Origin of the sequence: Thermus sp., assembly GCF_039793865.1 — a bacterium.
Classification (GTDB): Bacteria; Deinococcota; Deinococci; order Deinococcales; family Thermaceae; genus Thermus.
In genome coordinates, this window is the sequence record NZ_JBAMMI010000096.1 from 1 (window position 1) to 15560 (window position 15560).

A 15560-nucleotide genomic window follows, 5' to 3' on the forward strand; every position below is an offset into this window, starting at 1 on the left:
TCAAGTCCCGTCTCCCGCTCCAAACCCAAACCCCCCAGGATGTAAACCTGGGGGGAGATTTTTTTATGAAGCCTTGCCCTCGCAAAAGGCGCCCCGAAGGCAGGATGAGGGGGCACGGAGCGGTAACCCGGATGTAGCACCCTATTTCAAGCTTTCGTCGGAGAGCCAGTCGGCCCAGGTTTCCAAGTGGGCGGCGTCTGAGACGGTAAGAACCTCCCCCTGGGGAAAAAGAAGGCGGGTGATGGAGGTGTTCGGGATGTGGAAGCGCCTCCAAGAATCCCCCTCCAGGTTCAAGGTGAGCTTGAGGGCCGCACGCACCACGCCCCCATGGGTGAGGACCAGGTGCCGCCCCAAGGGCAAGCTTTCCAAAAAGGCCTGTAGCCGTCTGGCTACATCGGCCATGCTCTCCCCGCCGGGGCGGGGGGTGTACCAAGGGTCTTCCAGGGCCTTGCGAAAAAACTCAGGGTAATGCGCCTCGGCCTCCTGGCGGGTCAGGCCCGCCAGGGCCCCCACATCGATCTCCCGAAGAAGGGGGGAGGTCTGGACGGGGAGGCCGAGGGCGGCAGAAAGAGGTTCTGCGGTTTCCCGGGCCCTGCGGAGATCGGAAGAGAAGAGGCTGGTGAAGGCGAAGCCGCTACGGGCGAGCCGCTGGGCCAGGCGAAAGGCCTGGCCGACCCCAGAGGGGGAAAGGGGGATGTCCAGGTGGCCTTGAAAGCGCTTCTCGGCGTTCCAGGCGGTTTCGCCGTGGCGGATCAGCCAGACCTCCGTCATAGGAACCGGACTCCCTCGCCCGGGACCACCCGCCCCACCAGGAAGCCGCCCACGAGGGCCTGGGCCTTGGCGGCTTCCTCCTCCGGAAGGAGGAAGATAAGGCCCAAACCCATGTTGAAGACGCGGTACATTTCCTCTTCAGGAACCTCCCCCAGGCGCTGGAGGTAAGGGAAAACGGGGGGTACGGGCCAGGCGCCCTTCCAAATCTCCGCTCCCAGGCCTTCGGGAAGGGCTCGGGGAAGGTTTTCGGGGAGCCCTCCCCCGGTGATGTGGGCGATGGCGTGGACCTCCACCCCGGCGGCCTCGAGGCGGAGGAACTCCGGGAGGTAAGAGCGGTGGGGGCGCAGGAGGGCCTCCTTCAGGGTTTCCCCGAGCTCGGGAACAAAGGCCTCGAGGTCCCGCCCCGCCAGGGCCTTGCGGATGAGGCTGTAGCCGTTGGTGTGGGGGCCGGAGGAGGGAAGGCCGAGGAGGACGTCCCCTTCCCGCACCCGCTCGGGGCCCAGGATCCGGTCCCGCTCCACCACGCCCACCAGGGTTCCCGCCAGGTCCCAGGCCCCCTCCCGGTACACCCCGGGCATCTCGGCGGTCTCCCCCCCCAAAAGGGGGATGCCTTGGGCCTTACAGGCCTCGGCCAAGGAGGCGAGGAGGGCGGAGAGGACCTCCTCCTCCAGGCGGCTCGCCGCCAGGTAGTCCAGGAAGAAGAGGGGCCTCGCCCCCTGGCAGAGGAGGTCGTTCACCGAGTGGTTCACCAGGTCAAAGCCCAGGCCAGAAACGTCTCCCGCCTCCAGGGCCAGAAGGGTCTTGGTCCCCACCCCGTCGGTGGTGGCCACCAGGACGGGGTGGCGCATCTCCTTAAGGGCCCCCGCGTCAAAGAGCCCCCCGAAAGCCCCGAGGCCCCGGAGCACCTCGGGGGTGTAGGTGGCCTCCAGCTTGACCTTGGCCCGCCTTAAGGCCAAGGCCTTGGCCTCTATGTGGACCCCGGCCTCCTCGTAGCGCATCGGCCCTATCCTACCCCAAGGGCCTCGAGGAGGAGCCTGCGCACCACCTCCGGTTTGGCCTGCCCCTGGGTCTTTCGCATCACCTGGCCCACCAGGGCGTCCAAGGCCTTGAGCTTACCCTGGCGGACGCTCTCCGCCGCCTCGGGCAAGGCGGCGAGGGCCTCGGCCACCACGGCCTTTAACGCCCCCTCGTCCGCCACCACCCTAAGCCCCCGCTCCCGCACCAGGGCCTCCGGGTCCTGGCCCTCTAAAAGCTCGGGCAACAGCTCCTTGGCCACCCGGCTGGTGATCTCCCCCCGCTCAAAGAGGGCCACCAGGCGGGCCAGGGCCTTGGGGGAAAGCCGGGTGGCCTCCAAGGGGAGGCCGCGCTCGTTCAAAAGGCCCATGACGTCCGCCAAGAGCCAGTTGGCCAGGGCCTGGGGGGAGGCGAGGCCCAAGGGGAGGGCCTGGTCCAGGAAGCGGGAAAGGGCCGGGGCATAGGCCAGGACCTCGGCGTCCTTTTCCCTGATGCCCAGGGCCCGGTAGCGGGCCTCCTTGTCCCAGGGGAGCTCGGGGAGGCTTTTCCGCACCTCCTCAAGCCAAGCCCGGGGGATGGGCACCGGGGGCAGGTCGGGCTCGGGGAAGTAGCGGTAGTCGGCCTCCTCCTCCTTGGTGCGCATGGGGTAGGTCTTGCCGCTCCCCTCCTCAAAGCCCAGGGTGGCCTGCTTCACCCTTTCGCCCCGCCTCAGGATCTCGGTTTGGCGGCGGATCTCGTACTCCAGGGCCCGCTGGACGCTTTTAAAGGAGTTGAGGTTTTTGATCTCCACCTTGGTGCCGAGAGGCTCCCCGGCCCGGCGCACGGAGACGTTGACGTCGGCCCGGAGCTTCCCCTCCTCGGGGGAGGCGTCGGAGATCCCCAGGGTCTGGGCCAGGGCCTGGATGCGCTGGAGAAAAAGCCTCGCCTCCTCGGGGGTCCTTAGGTCGGGCTCGGTGACGAGCTCAAGGAGGGGGCTTCCCGCGCGGTTCAGGTCCAGGAGGGTCCTCCCTTCCAGGTGGAGGCTTTTCCCGGCGTCCTCCTCCAGGTGAAGGCGCTTGATGCGCACCGCCCGCTCCCCCAGGGGCAGGCTTCCCCCCCGGCCCAGGGGGAGGTCGTACTGGCTGATCTGGTAGTTCTTGGGGAGGTCGGGGTAGAAGTAGTTCTTGCGGTGGAAGAGGAGCTTCTCCGGCACCTCGGCCCCCAGGGCCAGGGCGAGCCTGAGGCCGTGCTCCACCGCCATGCGGTTCGGCACGGGGAGGGCGCCTGGGAGGCCCAGGCACACGGGGCAGGCGTGGGTGTTGGGCTCCGCCCCGAAGTAGTCCGCCCGGCAGCCGCAGAACATCTTGGTGCGGGTCTTGAGGTGCAGGTGGACCTCGAGGCCGATGACCGCCTCGTACATGGCCTAGAGTTTACCGCGCCGCACCTCTTGGCCCCCCTCCCCCACCCCGCTCAACCGCATGAACTCCTTGGGGTCCACGGCCCGGGCGAGGCCCATCTCGTAGGTGATGAGCTTGCGGCGGTAGAGGTCGGCGAGGCAGGCGTCCATGGTGATCATCCCGTACTGCCCCCCGGTCTGGATGACGCTACGGAGCTGGTGGGTCTTCCCCTCCCGGATGAGGGCCCTCACCGCGGGGGTGGCGATCATGAGCTCGTAGGCCAGCACCCGCCCCCCGCCAAAGGCCTTGGGCAGGAGCTGCTGGGTGAGGACCGCCACCAGGTTGTTGGAGAGCTGGACCCGCACCTGCTCCTGCTGGTTTTCCGGGAAGACGTCCACGATGCGGTCAATGGTCTCGGGGGCGGAGTTGGTGTGGAGGGTGCCCATGACCAGGTGGCCGGTCTCGGCGGCGGTGATGGCGGCGGCGATGGTCTCGTAGTCCCGCATCTCCCCCACCAGGATCACGTCCGGGGCCTGGCGGAGGACGCTCCGGAGGGCCTTGTGGAAGCCGTGGGTGTCGGCGCCGATCTCCCGCTGGTTGACGATGGCCTTCTTGTGCTTGTGGAAGAACTCTATGGGATCCTCAATGGTCACGATGTGCACGGGCTTGCGTTCGTTGATGTAGTCGATCATGGAGGCCAGGGTGGTGCTCTTGCCGCTCCCCGTGGGTCCCGTGACCAGGACCAGGCCCCTTGGGCTCAAGGCGATCTCGGCGATGGTCTTGGGCAGGCCCAGCTCCTCGAAGCTCTTGATCACCGCGGGCACCACCCGCAAAACCCCGCCCACGTTCCCCCGCTGCAGGAAGACGTTCACCCGGTAGCGCCCCTTCCCCGGGAGGCTGAAGGAGAAGTCCAGCTCCTTCTCCTCCTCAAAGACGCGCTGTTGCTTCTCGTCCATGAGGGCGTACATGAGGCGGCGGGTGTCCTGGGGAGAGAGGGGCTCGTACTCCGTGGGGTGGAACTCCCCGTCCACCTTGATCATGGGGGGGAGGCCCACGGTGATGACCAGGTCGCTGGCCCCCCGCTCCACGGCCAGGGTCAAGAGGTCCACGATGTCCGGTGTCTTCGGCATGCTCCCTCCTTAGTCAATGGTCCTCGCCAGGACCTCCTCGAGGGTGGTGATCCCCTGGAGGGCCTTGTAGATCCCGTCCTCCCGCAGGGTCCTCATGCCCTTCCTGCGGGCGATCTCCTTGATCTCCGTGGCCGACTTCCCGGCCACGATGGCGTGGCGGATCTCGTCGTCCACCACCAAAAGCTCATGGATGGCGTAGCGCCCCTTGTAGCCGGTGCCGCTACACCGCTCGCACCCCATGCCCTTGTAGAGCTTGGCCTCCCGCACCGCCTCCTCGGAAAGCCCTAGGCGCCTCAGGACCTCGGGGTCCGGGCGCACCTCCACCTTGCAGTGCTCGCAGATCTTCCGCACGAGCCTCTGGGAGAGGACGCCGATGAGGGCCGCGGAGATGTTGAAGAGCTCCACCCCCATCTCGTCCAGGCGGGTGATGGCCTGGGCGGCGTCGTTGGTGTGAAGGGTGGCGATGACCAGGTGGCCCGTGAGGGCGGCCTCGGTGGCGATCTTGGCCGTCTCGGAGTCCCGGATCTCCCCCACCATGATGATGTCGGGGTCCTGGCGGAGGAAGGCCCTGAGGGCGCGGGCGAAGGTGAGGCCGGCCTGGGGGTTCACCTGGGTCTGGTTGATGCCGGGGATCTCGTACTCCACGGGGTCCTCAATGGTCTGGGTGTTCTTGTCGGGGGTGGCGATGCGCTTCAGGATGGAGAAGGTGGTGAAGCTCTTCCCCGAGCCCGTGGGCCCGGTGATGAGGAAGATGCCGTAGGGCTTGGAGATCACCTCCTGGAAGCGCTCAAAGACCCCGGGGGCGAAGCCCAGTTGCTCGATCTCGGGGATGTCGCTCGCCTTCTTCAGGAGGCGCATCACCACCTTCTCCCCGTAGACCGTGGGCAGGGTGGAAAGCCGGAGGTCCAGGTCAATGGCCCCTTCCCGGAAGCGCACCCGGCCGTCCTGGGGGAGGCGCCTTTCGGCGATGTCGAGGTCGCCCATGATCTTGATGACGCTGATGATGGCGTTCAGGGCCCCTTTGGGCATGGTGGTGTACTGGCGCAGGGTGCCGTCCACCCGGAGGCGCACCAGGACGTCGGACTGCCGGGGCTCAATGTGGATGTCGGAGGCGTTCCGGAGGTAGGCCTCCCGGATCACCTGCTTGACGAAGCGCTGGGCGGCGCTCTCGTCCAGCTCGGGCCCCACCGCCTCCTCTTTTTGTTCTCGCTGGCTCTTGGCGAACTCCTTGATGAGCTCCCCCAGCTCCTCCTTGCCGTAGAAGTGCTCTATGAGCTTGGTGATGGCCGCCTCCGTGGCCACGGCGGGGACCACCTCGTAGCTAAGGCCTCTCCGCTTCAGGGCCAGGCGCACGTCGTCCAGGGCCAGGATGTTCCGGGGGTCTTTCATGAGGAGGACCAGGCGGTTTCCCTCCAGGTGGTGGGGGAAGACCCCGTAGCGGCGGCAGAGGTCCTCGGGGAGGAGGAGGGCGGCCCCCGGGTCGGGGGGGTTCTCCTCGGGGTTGATGTAGGGGTAGCCTAGCTGGGCGGCCACCGCCTGGGCCAGGGCCTCGGGTTTGAGCTTTCCCGACTGGACCAGGGTGTCCTCGAGGCGCCCTCCCCCCTGCCGTTGCCTCTTCAGGGCCTCCTCCACGTCCTCGGGCCGGGCTAGGCCCAGCTCCACCAGGATCTCTCCCAGGGGCTTGGCCTTGGGCAGGCGCTTCTGCACCTCCAGGGCTTCCCTGAGGTGCTCCCGCGAAAGGCGCCCCTCCTGCACCAGGACCTCCCCCAGGCGGCCCTTCTCGGGGTAGGTTTGGTAGAAGAGGGCCTCCCAGGCCTGGGGCAAGGTGAGGTAGAAGCGGGCGGGGCGGCCCAGGAGCTCCTCCACCGCCTCCTTGTGCCTGGGGTCGGCCAGGACCACCTCCACCTTGCCCTCGCGAAACCCCACGGGCACGGCGCTATACCGGAGGGCGTCGGAGCGGAGGAGGAGGGCGGTGGCGGCGGGGTCGGGCTTAAGGCCCTCGGTGGAGGGGAGGAACTCCAGGCCCTTCTGCTCGGCCAGGGCCCGGTAGATGGCCTCCTCGGGAACGCCTTTTCGCACCAGGATCCGCCCGAGAAGGTTCCCCGTCCTCTCCTGCTCCACCAGGGCCTCCTCCAGGGCCTCGCGGGAGAGAAGGCCCTTATTCACCAGGATCTCCCCCAGCTTGAGCTCTTCCTGGCTCGGGCCCGAAGGCGGAGGGGGCACGGGGAGGCCGAGCTCGGGGTAGTTCTTGGCCAGGGCGTAGAGGAAGGCGCTCTTGGTGGTCTGGTAGGGCTCCACCACGAGGCCCGTGAGGTCCTCCACCTCCTCCAGGGCCAGGGTGTCCAAGGGGTTCACGAAGGCCACCCGCACCACCCCCGCCTTCTCGTCCAGGGCGAAGGGGATGGCCTGGAGCTCCTTGGCCTTCTCCGCGGGGAGGAGGGCCTTCACCTTGGGGGGGATCTCCACCTGGTGGAGCTCCACCAGGGGGATGCCGAAGTGGTCCTCTATGGCCTGGGCGATGCGCCTTTCCGAGAGCAGGCCCATGTCCACCAGGACCTCCGCCAGGCTTCCCCCCACTTCCCGGTGCCGCTCCAGGGCCATCTGCAGCTCCTCGTCGGTGAGGAGCCCGGAGTCCAAAAGGATGGCCCCAAGCCGCTTGTCGCCTATGGTAAGCACGCTCATGCCGAACCCCCTCGAGGCCTTCTAAACGGAGTTTCTAACATCCGTATGAAACGCGTGTAAAAGAACTCCCTCTCCCGCAAAGGCGGTACCAAGACGGTGTAGGCCCCCACCAGGTTCCCCCCGAGCACGTCGGTGAAGACCTGGTCCCCCACCACCGCCACCTCCCGGGCGGGAAGGCCCAGGGCCTTAAGCGCCTTGCGGAAGCCCAGCCAGGGCTTGAGGGCCGGGGCGTGGCCGGGGAGGCCGAGGCGCTTCTGGATGCGGGCGAAGCGCTCGGGGAGGGCGTTGGAGAGGAGGTAAACGGGGACCGCCTCCCTAAGGCCCAAAAGCCAGGCCTCGTGGGCTGGGGGGAGGACCTCCTCCCCGTAGGGGAGGAGGGTGTTGTCCAGGTCCAGGACCACCCCCTTTAGGCCCCGCGCCCGAAGCCACTCCGGGGTGAGGTGGAGGAGGGAGGGGAGGACAGCCCTGGGGAAGAGCATAGCCTCATTCTGCCACGGGGGTTAGCGGGAGCATCACCAGGCCCCACATCCTGCCCGTCCTCCCCCGGTCGCGGCGGTGGGAGAAGAGGTGGGGGGCGCAGTGGGTGCAAAGCCCCACCCGGTAGATCCGCTCTTCCCTAAGCCCCGCCTCCTTGGCCTGGAGGAGGAGGGCCTTTTCCAGGTCCAGGAGGTACTTCCCCGGGGCACCGGGGTCCTTCCGGAAGGTGCGAAGCCCCGCCTCGGCGAAGCGCTCCACCACCTCCTCCCCCACCTGGTAGCACGCCCCTCCGATGCCGGGGCCGATGGCCAGGTGGACCTCCCAGGGGTCCAACCCCAGGGCCTCTATCCTTTTCAGGGCCTCGAGGAGAATCCCCCCCACCACCCCCCGCCAGCCCGCGTGCAACGCCCCCACCAGGCCCTCCGGGTGGTAGAGGAGGAGGGGATAGCAGTCCGCCACCCCCACCCGGAGGAGGAGGCCGGGGGTGCGGGTGAGTAGGCCGTCCCCTTCCCACACCCCGGGGCCCTCTACCAGGCGCACCTCCGTGCCGTGCACCTGCTTGAGGCCGGCCACCTCGGGGTAGCCGAAGGCGGCCAGGACCCGCCTTTGGTTTTCCGCCACCCGCTCGGGATCGTCCCCGGTGGCGGCGGAGAGGTTGAGGCTAGCAAAGGGGCCTTCGGACACGCCCCCAAGCCGAGTGGTGAAGCCGTGGGGAACGGGCAGGGGGGTGGTGAGGAGAGGAACCATCCTCCCCATTCTGCCAGGTCCCGGGCGCCCTTTACCCTTTAGTTTATGAAGCGCAGAGGTATACTAAAGGCCATGAAGACGGACCGGAACCAACTCCGCTTCAACCAGGCCCTCCTCGTTCTCCTTCTGCCCCTGGCGGAGCTTCTGGACCTGCCTTGGCTCGTCTACCTCCTCTTCCTCCTCATGGCGAGCCAGCACACCCCCGTGGACCTGATGGCGGCCCTAAAGCGCCTCCTACGCATTCCCCCGCGGGCGGTGAACGAGGACCCGAGGCCCCACCGCTTCGCCCGCTTTTTGGGGGCGGCCTTTCTGGGGTTCGCTTCCTTGGCCCTCCTCCTCGGCCTGAAGCCTTTGGGCTACGCCCTCGCCCTCTTCGTGGCCCTCCTCGCCTTCGTCAACCTGGCCTTCGGCTTCTGCCTGGGGTGCTTCCTCTACCTCCACCTCCGCTACGCCCGCGCCCTCTTCACCGGGAAATAGCCTCCAGAAGGCGCACCATCTCTATGGCGGTGAAGACCGCCTCGGCCCCTTTGTTGCCCGCCTTGCCCCCCGCCCTTTCCTGGGCCTCCTCGGGGGTGTTGGTGGTGAGGACCCCAAAGACGATGGGCTTCTCCGTCTGGAGCATGGCCTGCATGAGGCCGCTCGCCGCCTGGCCCGCCACGTACTCAAAATGGGGGGTCTCGCCCCGGATCACCGCCCCCAGGGCCACCACCGCGTCCACGTCGGGCCTTTGGGCGAGGCGCTTGGCCACCAGGGGAAGCTCAAAGGAGCCGGGGACCCAGGCCACCAGGACCTCAGCGGGGTCCCCCCCTAGCCGGGCGTAGGCCTCCAGGGCCCCCTCCAGGAGGAGCTTGGTCACCCGCTCGTTGAACCGCCCCACGGCGATGGCGAGGCGCACCCCCTTGGCGGTGAGAATGGGGGAGAGGGTCTTGGGCTTCATGGCCCCAATATACTTTGGGGGTGGAGCGGTACCTCCTGGTGGCCCTGGGCGGGGCGTTGGGCTCCCTTTTGCGCTACGGCTTCGGGGCCTTGGTCCAGGGAAGCCTCGGGGCGGGGTTTCCCTGGAGCACGCTTTTCGTCAACGCCTTGGGGAGCTTTCTCATCGGCCTCACCCTCCGCCTCTCCCTGGAAGGGGCTCTCTCCGGCGAGGCCCGGCTCTTCCTGGCCGTGGGGGTCTTGGGGGGGTTCACCACCTTCTCCTCCCTGAGCTACGAGACCCTCGCCCTCCTCCAGGGAGGGGAGGTGGGGAAGGCCTTCCTCTACGCCCTGGGGAGCCTTTTCCTCGGCCTCTTTCTCGCCTTTTTGGGCCACCGCCTGGGCGGGGCCCTGGTAGGCTAGGGGCATGCGCTTGGAGGGCGAGGCCCTGCTCCTCCGCGTCTTCCTGGGGGAATCGGACCGGTACGAGGGGAGGCCCCTTTACGAGGCCATCGTCCTCGAGGCCCGGCGCCGCGGCCTTTCCGGGGCCACGGTCCTCAAGGGCTTCATGGGCTTTGGGGCCCACTCCCGCATCCACACCGCCAAGATCCTCCAGCTCTCCGAGGACCTCCCCGTGGTGGTGGAGATCGTGGATGCCGAGGAGAAGATCCAGGCCTTTCTCCCCGTGCTGGACGGGATGGTGCGGGAGGGGCTCGTCACCTTGGAGAAGGTGCGGGTCCTCCTTTACCGGAGCCGGTGACACCACCCCATGCGGGCTTGCGCCGGCATGGGGCCCCAGGGGGCTTCCCAGGACCAGCCGGGCGGAGAAAGGGTAGGACCCAAGTGCCCGTTGCAGCATGGGATGCCCGAGCTTGGGTTGCTCTTTTGGGGCCCCACCGCGGCTTTTACCGCGGTGGGGTACTTGGCTCGCTTTCTCCCTCGGGGTTTGGGGCTAGCCTGAGGGCATGGACCCCCGTGTGCCCCCCGGCCAGTTCGTCACGGAGCGCTTCCCCGTCCTCACCTACGGGGAGACCCCGAGGGTGCCCAAGGAGGCGTGGCGCCTCGAGGTCGAAGGCCTCGTGGAAACGCCCCTCGTCCTCACCTACGAGGACCTCCTCGCCCGGCCCCAGGTGGAGCTCACCCGGGACTTCCACTGCGTGACCCGCTGGAGCCGCCTGGACGTGACCTGGAAAGGGGTGCGAGCCAAAGACCTCCTGGCGGAGGCCCGCCCCAGGCTCGAGGCCGTGGCCGCCTTGGTGGAAAGCTACGGGGGCTACACCACCAACCTCCTCCTGGAGGACCTCCTCAGGGAGGACGTGCTCCTCGCCCACACCCTCTTCGGCCAGCCCCTGCCCCCGGAAAGGGGCGGGCCGGTGCGCCTCCTCGTGCCCCACCTCTACGCCTGGAAGAGCGCCAAGTGGGTGCGCCGGATCGCGCTTTTGGACCACCTGGAGCTCGGCTTCTGGGAGCGGCTGGGCTACCACTGGCGGGGGGACCCCTGGAAGGAGGAGCGCTTCCAGGAGGGACCGGTGCCCGCCCACCGGATCCGGTTTTCGGCGCGCAACAAACCTGAGCGTTGAGGCTTTCCTCCGCCTCGTGGAGGCGGTGCGGGCCTATGAGAGGGTGGGGGGAAGCCAGGAGGGGAAGCGGGTCTACGAGGCCCTGAACAGGGGGTAGGCCCGGGGCCTCCCCTCCTGGAAGTAGTGGGCCTCCTGGAAGCCCAGGGAAAGGAGAAGGGCCTGCGCCTCGCCGAAGGCGAAGCCCACCTCTTCCGGGCGGTGGGCGTCGGAGCCGAGGACGAGCCCGATGCCGAGCTCCCTTGCCCTTAGGAGGAGGGCGGGGGCGGGGTAGACCTCCTTGGCCGGCTTTCTGAGCCCGGCGGTGTTCACGTCCAGGAAGAGCCCGGCCTCGGCGATGGCCCGTAGGGCGGGCTCGGCGAGCTCCAAAAGGGCCTCCTCGGGGAGGCGGTGGCCGAACTTCTTGGGAAGGTCCAAATGGCCGATGGCGTGGAAGAGGCCGCTTCGGGCCGCGCGCTCCACCTCCTGGAAGTAGGCCCGGAAGACCTCCTCGAGGTCGCGCCAGGCGTACTCCCCCTGGTGGTCCGGGTGGTCCAGGGGCCAGGCCCCGAGGTAGTGGACGCTCCCGATGACGTAGTCAAAGGGGTAGCTCCTGAGGAGTTGGGCTACGAAGGCCTCGGTTCCGGGGTGGAAGTCGGCCTCGAGGCCGATGCCCACGTAGAGGTCAGGGTTCTTTTCCCGCACCCTTTCCAGGGCCAGGAGGTAGAAGGGGAGCTCGGAGAGCGCCATGCGGCTTTCGGGGTCGTACCAGGAGGGCATGGGGCTGTGGTCGGTGAAGACCAGGCCCCTCAAGCCTCCTTTGCGCGCCTGGAAAAGGTACTCCCCCGGGGAGCCCTCCGCGTGCCCGCAAAGAGGGGTGTGGACGTGGCTATCCACCACGGGAAGATTCTATCCGCGCTACCTGGTCCTGCCAGGTGTAGGCCACCACCCGCTGCCCCAGGGCCCGGGAGAGGTCCAGGGAGAGGAAGGGGTCCTCCGCCACCTCCCCCGCCACCTCCTGGACCAGGACGGGGGTGAAGGGGGGAAGGAGGGCGGGGTAGCGCTCCAGGATGGCCTCCACCTCAAAGCGCCGGGTCCAAAGCCGCTTCAGGGCGAAGAGGGCCTCCTGGGGGGTGGAGGCCCTTTCCCCCTCGGCCTCCCCCGCGTAGCGGAGGAGGAAGGGCCCGCGCCCTCTAAAGGCTTCCAGGAAGGCCTCGGCCCGCTCGGGGAGGAGGTAGCTTTCCCGCACCGCCCGCTGGGCCTCCTCCGCCGCCAAAAGGAGCCTCTCCTCATCTATCCGTACCCCAAATACGCCCTGGAAGAGCCTTTCCATCCGCTCCTCCAGGTTGTTCAGGCGGAAGAACTCCTCCTCTAGGCGTACCACCCAGGTGGGGACCACGGGCAGGCCCAAGGCCTGGGCACGCCACAGGAGGACCGGTTCCCCCTCCCCTCCCGCCAGGGATAAGGGCGCGACGCCCTCTTGGGGTTCCTTCATCCCCAGGTCTGGCTCACACAAAGCGCACCCCTTCGGCCCGGGTGACCTTGCCCTGGTAGAGGAAGGTCACCTGGCGCAAGGTGGCCTCGAGGTCAAAGGGGGTGAGGGCGCTGGTAGCGTCCTCCGGGAGGACCACGTGGTACCAGCGGAGGGCCGCCGACCCCGCCGTGTGCAGGACGCAGATGTTGGCCACGGTGCCCGTGACCACCACGTGCTTCACCCCGAAGAGGTGCAGGTAGTGGTCCAAGGGGGTGCCGTAGAAGGCATCGTAGCGGACCTTTTGGATGACGAGGTCCCCCGGCTCGGGATTAAGCTCCTCCAGGATTTCCGCGCCCCAGGTCCCGGCCACGGCGTGCCGGGGCCAGATGCGGAACTCGGGGTCGTCCTCCCGGTGCCAGTCCTGGGTGTAGACCACCTTGGCCCCAGCGCGCCTTGCCCTTTCCAGAAGGAGCTTTATGGCGGGGACGCTTTTGGGGGCGTCGGGGACGAAGAGGGCGCCCTTGGGGTGGGCGAAGTCGTTTTGCATGTCCACCACGATGAGGGCCGTTTCCTTAGCCGGAAGCTCCAGGGCCTCCACCTTGGGGATCTCGGGAACCTCTACCATGACCCTATTATCCACCTTATTATCCTCCATCCTTGACCCCCACCCGGGGAAGGGCTACACTCGTTCGCATGAAAATACGGGACCTCCTCGAGGCGCGGCGGGGCCCGCTTTTCTCCTTTGAGTTCTTCCCCCCCAAGACCCTTGAGGGGGAGGAGGCCCTCTTCCACGCCATGGAGGAGCTCCGCGCCTTCCGCCCCGCCTTCGTCTCCATCACCTACGGGGCCATGGGGAGCACCCGGGAGAGGAGCGTGGCCTGGGCCCGGAGGATCCGAAGCCTCGGCCTCAACCCCCTCGCCCACCTCACCGTGGCGGGCCAAAGCCAGGAGGAGGTGGCCGAGGTCCTCCACCGCTTCGTGGAAAGCGGCGTGGAGAACCTCCTCGCCCTCCGGGGCGACCCCCCGAAGGGGGAAAGGGTCTTCCGCCCCCACCCGGAGGGCTTCCGCTACGCGGCGGAGCTCGTGGCCCTCATCCGGGAGCGGTACGGGGACCGGGTCTCCGTGGGCGGGGCGGCCTACCCCGAGGGGCACCCGGAAAGCGGGAGCCTCGAGGCCGACCTCCGCCACTTCAAGGCCAAGGTGGAGGCGGGGCTGGACTTCGCCATCACCCAGCTCTTCTTCAACAACGCCCACTACTTCGGCTTCATGGAGCGGGCGAGGCGCGCCGGGGTCCAAATCCCCATCCTCCCCGGCATCATGCCCATCACCAGCTACGCCCAGCTCCGCCGCTTTACCGAGGTCTGCGGGGCGAGCATCCCGGGGCCTCTCCTTTCCAAGCTGGAGCACTACCAAGACGATCCCCAAGCCATCCTGGAGATCGGGGTGGAGCACGCCACCCGGCAGGTGGCCGAGCTTTTAGAGGCCGGGGTGGAAGGCGTCCACTTCTACACCCTCAATAAAAGCCCCGCCACCCGCATGGTCCTAGAGAGGCTGGGGTTTAGGCCCGCCTAGGGAGGGATGGCCTCACACCCCCACCCCCTCCCCCAGGACCGCCAGGCTCACCTCCTGCCCCCGAAGGGCGAGGAGCTTGCCGAGGGCCAAAAGCTTTTCCTCCTCCCCGTGGACCAAGACCACCCGGGGCTGGTCTTGGAGCCAGTCCAATAGCTCGTCCTGGCCCGCGTGCCCCGAGAACCCCCCCAGGGTGTGGACCCTGGCCCTCAAGGGCACCTCCTCCCCCAGGATGCGCACGGAAGGAGGCCGGGCGATAAGCTCGGCCCCCAAGCCCCCCCGGGGCTGGTAGCCCACGAAGACCAAGGCGTTTTTGGGGTCGGAAAGGCCGTGCCTGAGGTGGGAGAGGATCCGCCCCCCCGAAAGCATCCCGCTTCCGGCGATGACCACCATGGGTCCGGGCTCGCGGTTTAGGGCGCGGGACTCTTCGGGGCTTTCCACCACCACCAAGCCCTTGGGGCGGAAGGGGTTCTTCCCCTCTAGGAAATAGGCCTGGACTTTCTCGCTGAAGTAGCGCACGAGCCTCGGATAAAGCTCCAAGACCCGCTCGGCCATGGGGGAGTCCAGGTAGACGGGAGCTTTGGGCAGGCGGTGGCCGTTCTCGTAGAGGATAAGGAGAATCTCCTGGGCCCTCTCCACGGCGAAGGAGGGGATGAACACCTTGCCCCCCTGGCCCAAGGTTTCCTGCAGGATCGCCAAAAACTCCCGGACCGTCTCCGGAAAGGGGCGGTGGGGGCGGTCGCCGTAGGTGCCCTCACAGACCACCAGGTCCGCCTTGGGGGGAAGGGAGGGATCGGGGAGAACGGTCTTCTGCCGGTTGCCCAGGTCCCCGCTGTAGACCAGGGTCTTCCCCTCCCCCAGGGCCACCACAAAGGCGCTTCCAGGAAGGTGCCCCGCCTGGCCTAGGGTCAGCGCCAGATCCCCAAACCGAAGCCACTCCCCGTACTCCACGGGCGCCAGGTGAGCCAATGCCTCCTCCACGTGCTCCCGGCCGAAGGGAGGCGCCTCCATGACCTTGAGGGCGTCCTCGAGGACGATGCGCATCAAAAGCCCCGTGGCCCGGGTGGCGTAGACCGGACCCCGGAACCCCTCGCGAAAGAGCTTGGGCAACCGCCCCACGTGGTCCAGATGGGCGTGGGTGAGGACCACCGCCTCCACCTCCTTGGGGTCAAAGCCGAAGGGATCGTGGTTCTTGGCCTCCTCCCGGCCCTGGAAGAGGCCGCAGTCCAGAAGCACCCGCCGCCCCCCGGCCAAAAGGAGGTGGCAGCTTCCGGTCACCTCCCGGGCCGCGCCAAAAGGTACGATGCGCATGCCTTTATCTTGACACTCGCCCGGCTTTGTGTTAGCCTAATCCCTCGGACAGGGTCCCAACCCCGGTCCCGCCACCCTAGCTCAACCGGCAGAGCACCCGACTTGTAATCGGGGGGTTGGGGGTTCAACTCCCCTGGGTGGCTCCAAAAGAAGGGCGTGGGCAGGTGCCCGAGCGGCCAAAGGGGACGGTCTGTAAAACCGTTGGCGCACGCCTACGCTGGTTCGAATCCAGCCCTGCCCACCATTCGGTGTGCTCCGGCACACCCCGCGCGGGAGTAGCTCAGTTGGTAGAGCATCGGCTTCCCAAGCCGAGGGTCGCGGGTTCGAGTCCCGTCTCCCGCTCCACGAGCTCGCGTAGCTCAGCAGGTAGAGCACACCCTTGGTAAGGGTGAGGTCGCCGGTTCGAGCCCGGCCGCGAGCTCCATCTTTTTGACTGCCCTGGGCCCTTTCGCCCAGGGCGGCCTTTGCGTGCAAAAAGGAGGAACCATGGCCAAGGGCGAGTTTGTTCGGACGAAGCCTCACGTGAACGTGGGGACGATTG

17 protein-coding genes and 4 tRNA genes are annotated in these 15560 nt (G+C 67.8%); 9 read left to right on the forward strand and 12 right to left on the reverse strand.

Annotation, left to right across the window (positions count from 1 at the left end; translation table 11 throughout):
- Nucleotides 1-141 precede the first annotated feature (141 nt).
- Genes ABJK26_RS09765 through pgeF form a run of 7 tightly spaced genes read right to left on the reverse strand, consistent with a single transcriptional unit; the run spans nt 142 to nt 8197 of the window.
- Entirely contained in the window at nt 142-771 is a 630-nt protein-coding gene (locus ABJK26_RS09765) for a histidine phosphatase family protein (protein WP_347242087.1), read from the reverse strand.
- Nucleotides 768-1769: a phosphoribosylformylglycinamidine cyclo-ligase gene (purM, locus tag ABJK26_RS09770; protein WP_347242088.1), complete on the reverse strand. Its 1002-nt coding sequence runs from the start codon at nt 1767-1769 to the stop codon at nt 768-770. Before purM ends, ABJK26_RS09765 begins: the two co-directional genes overlap by 4 nt.
- Nucleotides 1770-1774: 5 nt before the next feature.
- On the reverse strand, nt 1775-3184 hold the full coding sequence (gene gatB, locus ABJK26_RS09775; protein ID WP_347242089.1) for an Asp-tRNA(Asn)/Glu-tRNA(Gln) amidotransferase subunit GatB: 1410 nt from the start codon (nt 3182-3184) through the stop codon (nt 1775-1777).
- 3 nt (nt 3185-3187) lie between these two features.
- Nucleotides 3188-4291 (reverse strand): type IV pilus twitching motility protein PilT, encoded by a 1104-nt coding sequence (locus tag ABJK26_RS09780; protein ID WP_347242090.1) that lies wholly within the window; start codon nt 4289-4291, stop codon nt 3188-3190.
- 9 nt (nt 4292-4300) lie between these two features.
- A complete protein-coding gene (gene pilB, locus ABJK26_RS09785; protein WP_347242091.1) occupies nt 4301-6973 on the reverse strand; it encodes a type IV pilus assembly ATPase PilB in 2673 nt (890 codons plus the stop codon).
- On the reverse strand, nt 6970-7452 hold the full coding sequence (locus ABJK26_RS09790) for a YqeG family HAD IIIA-type phosphatase (RefSeq protein ID WP_347242092.1): 483 nt from the start codon (nt 7450-7452) through the stop codon (nt 6970-6972). Before ABJK26_RS09790 ends, pilB begins: the two co-directional genes overlap by 4 nt.
- Before the next feature lie 4 nt (nt 7453-7456).
- Entirely contained in the window at nt 7457-8197 is a 741-nt protein-coding gene (pgeF, locus tag ABJK26_RS09795) for a peptidoglycan editing factor PgeF (RefSeq protein ID WP_347242093.1), read from the reverse strand.
- Nucleotides 8198-8269: 72 nt separating this feature from the next.
- On the opposite strand from pgeF, the gene ABJK26_RS09800 reads away from it, so the two are divergent.
- Entirely contained in the window at nt 8270-8674 is a 405-nt protein-coding gene (locus tag ABJK26_RS09800; protein WP_347242094.1) for a DUF4395 domain-containing protein, read from the forward strand.
- Here ABJK26_RS09800 and ribH read toward each other — a convergent pair.
- On the reverse strand, nt 8661-9134 hold the full coding sequence (ribH, locus tag ABJK26_RS09805; RefSeq protein ID WP_008634050.1) for a 6,7-dimethyl-8-ribityllumazine synthase: 474 nt from the start codon (nt 9132-9134) through the stop codon (nt 8661-8663). The two genes, ABJK26_RS09800 and ribH, sit on opposite strands and share 14 nt — an antisense overlap.
- A 20-nt stretch (nt 9135-9154) precedes the next feature.
- On the opposite strand from ribH, the gene crcB reads away from it, so the two are divergent.
- From crcB to ABJK26_RS09820, 3 genes are all read left to right on the forward strand, one after another.
- Nucleotides 9155-9532 (forward strand): fluoride efflux transporter CrcB, encoded by a 378-nt coding sequence (gene crcB, locus ABJK26_RS09810; RefSeq protein WP_347242095.1) that lies wholly within the window; start codon nt 9155-9157, stop codon nt 9530-9532.
- Between the two features lie 4 nt (nt 9533-9536).
- On the forward strand, nt 9537-9869 hold the full coding sequence (locus tag ABJK26_RS09815; RefSeq protein ID WP_347242096.1) for a DUF190 domain-containing protein: 333 nt from the start codon (nt 9537-9539) through the stop codon (nt 9867-9869).
- 205 nt (nt 9870-10074) lie between these two features.
- Nucleotides 10075-10689 carry a sulfite oxidase-like oxidoreductase gene (locus tag ABJK26_RS09820; RefSeq protein ID WP_347242097.1) on the forward strand — a complete coding sequence of 205 codons (615 nt, stop codon included), beginning with the start codon at nt 10075-10077 and terminating at the stop codon, nt 10687-10689.
- A gap of 72 nt (nt 10690-10761) precedes the next feature.
- Here ABJK26_RS09820 and ABJK26_RS09825 read toward each other — a convergent pair whose 3' ends face one another.
- The 3 genes from ABJK26_RS09825 to ABJK26_RS09835 are packed head-to-tail and all read right to left on the reverse strand — an operon-like array spanning nt 10762 to nt 12764.
- A complete protein-coding gene (locus ABJK26_RS09825) occupies nt 10762-11565 on the reverse strand; it encodes a histidinol-phosphatase HisJ family protein (protein WP_347242098.1) in 804 nt (267 codons plus the stop codon).
- Nucleotides 11555-12160, reverse strand: a complete 606-nt coding sequence (locus ABJK26_RS09830; protein WP_347242099.1) for a hypothetical protein — start codon at nt 12158-12160, stop codon at nt 11555-11557. Before ABJK26_RS09830 ends, ABJK26_RS09825 begins: the two co-directional genes overlap by 11 nt.
- A 13-nt stretch (nt 12161-12173) precedes the next feature.
- The gene (locus tag ABJK26_RS09835) at nt 12174-12764 is read right to left on the reverse strand and encodes a nicotinamidase (RefSeq protein ID WP_347242100.1); all 591 of its coding nucleotides are present in this window, start codon (nt 12762-12764) and stop codon (nt 12174-12176) included.
- Nucleotides 12765-12832: 68 nt separating this feature from the next.
- On the opposite strand from ABJK26_RS09835, the gene metF reads away from it, so the two are divergent.
- Nucleotides 12833-13711 (forward strand): methylenetetrahydrofolate reductase [NAD(P)H], encoded by an 879-nt coding sequence (metF, locus tag ABJK26_RS09840; protein ID WP_347242101.1) that lies wholly within the window; start codon nt 12833-12835, stop codon nt 13709-13711.
- Nucleotides 13712-13723: 12 nt separating this feature from the next.
- On the opposite strand, the gene ABJK26_RS09845 is transcribed toward metF, so the two are convergent.
- Nucleotides 13724-15019, reverse strand: a complete 1296-nt coding sequence (locus ABJK26_RS09845; RefSeq protein ID WP_347242102.1) for an MBL fold metallo-hydrolase — start codon at nt 15017-15019, stop codon at nt 13724-13726.
- A gap of 70 nt (nt 15020-15089) precedes the next feature.
- Between ABJK26_RS09845 and ABJK26_RS09850 the strand changes: the two genes are divergently transcribed.
- From ABJK26_RS09850 to ABJK26_RS09865, 4 genes are all read left to right on the forward strand, one after another.
- Nucleotides 15090-15165, forward strand: a tRNA-Thr gene (locus ABJK26_RS09850).
- A gap of 12 nt (nt 15166-15177) precedes the next feature.
- A tRNA-Tyr gene (locus ABJK26_RS09855) sits at nt 15178-15263 on the forward strand.
- Nucleotides 15264-15288: 25 nt separating this feature from the next.
- Nucleotides 15289-15364, forward strand: a tRNA-Gly gene (locus ABJK26_RS09860).
- 3 nt (nt 15365-15367) lie between these two features.
- A tRNA-Thr gene (locus ABJK26_RS09865) sits at nt 15368-15443 on the forward strand.
- Nucleotides 15444-15560: the final 117 nt, after the last annotated feature.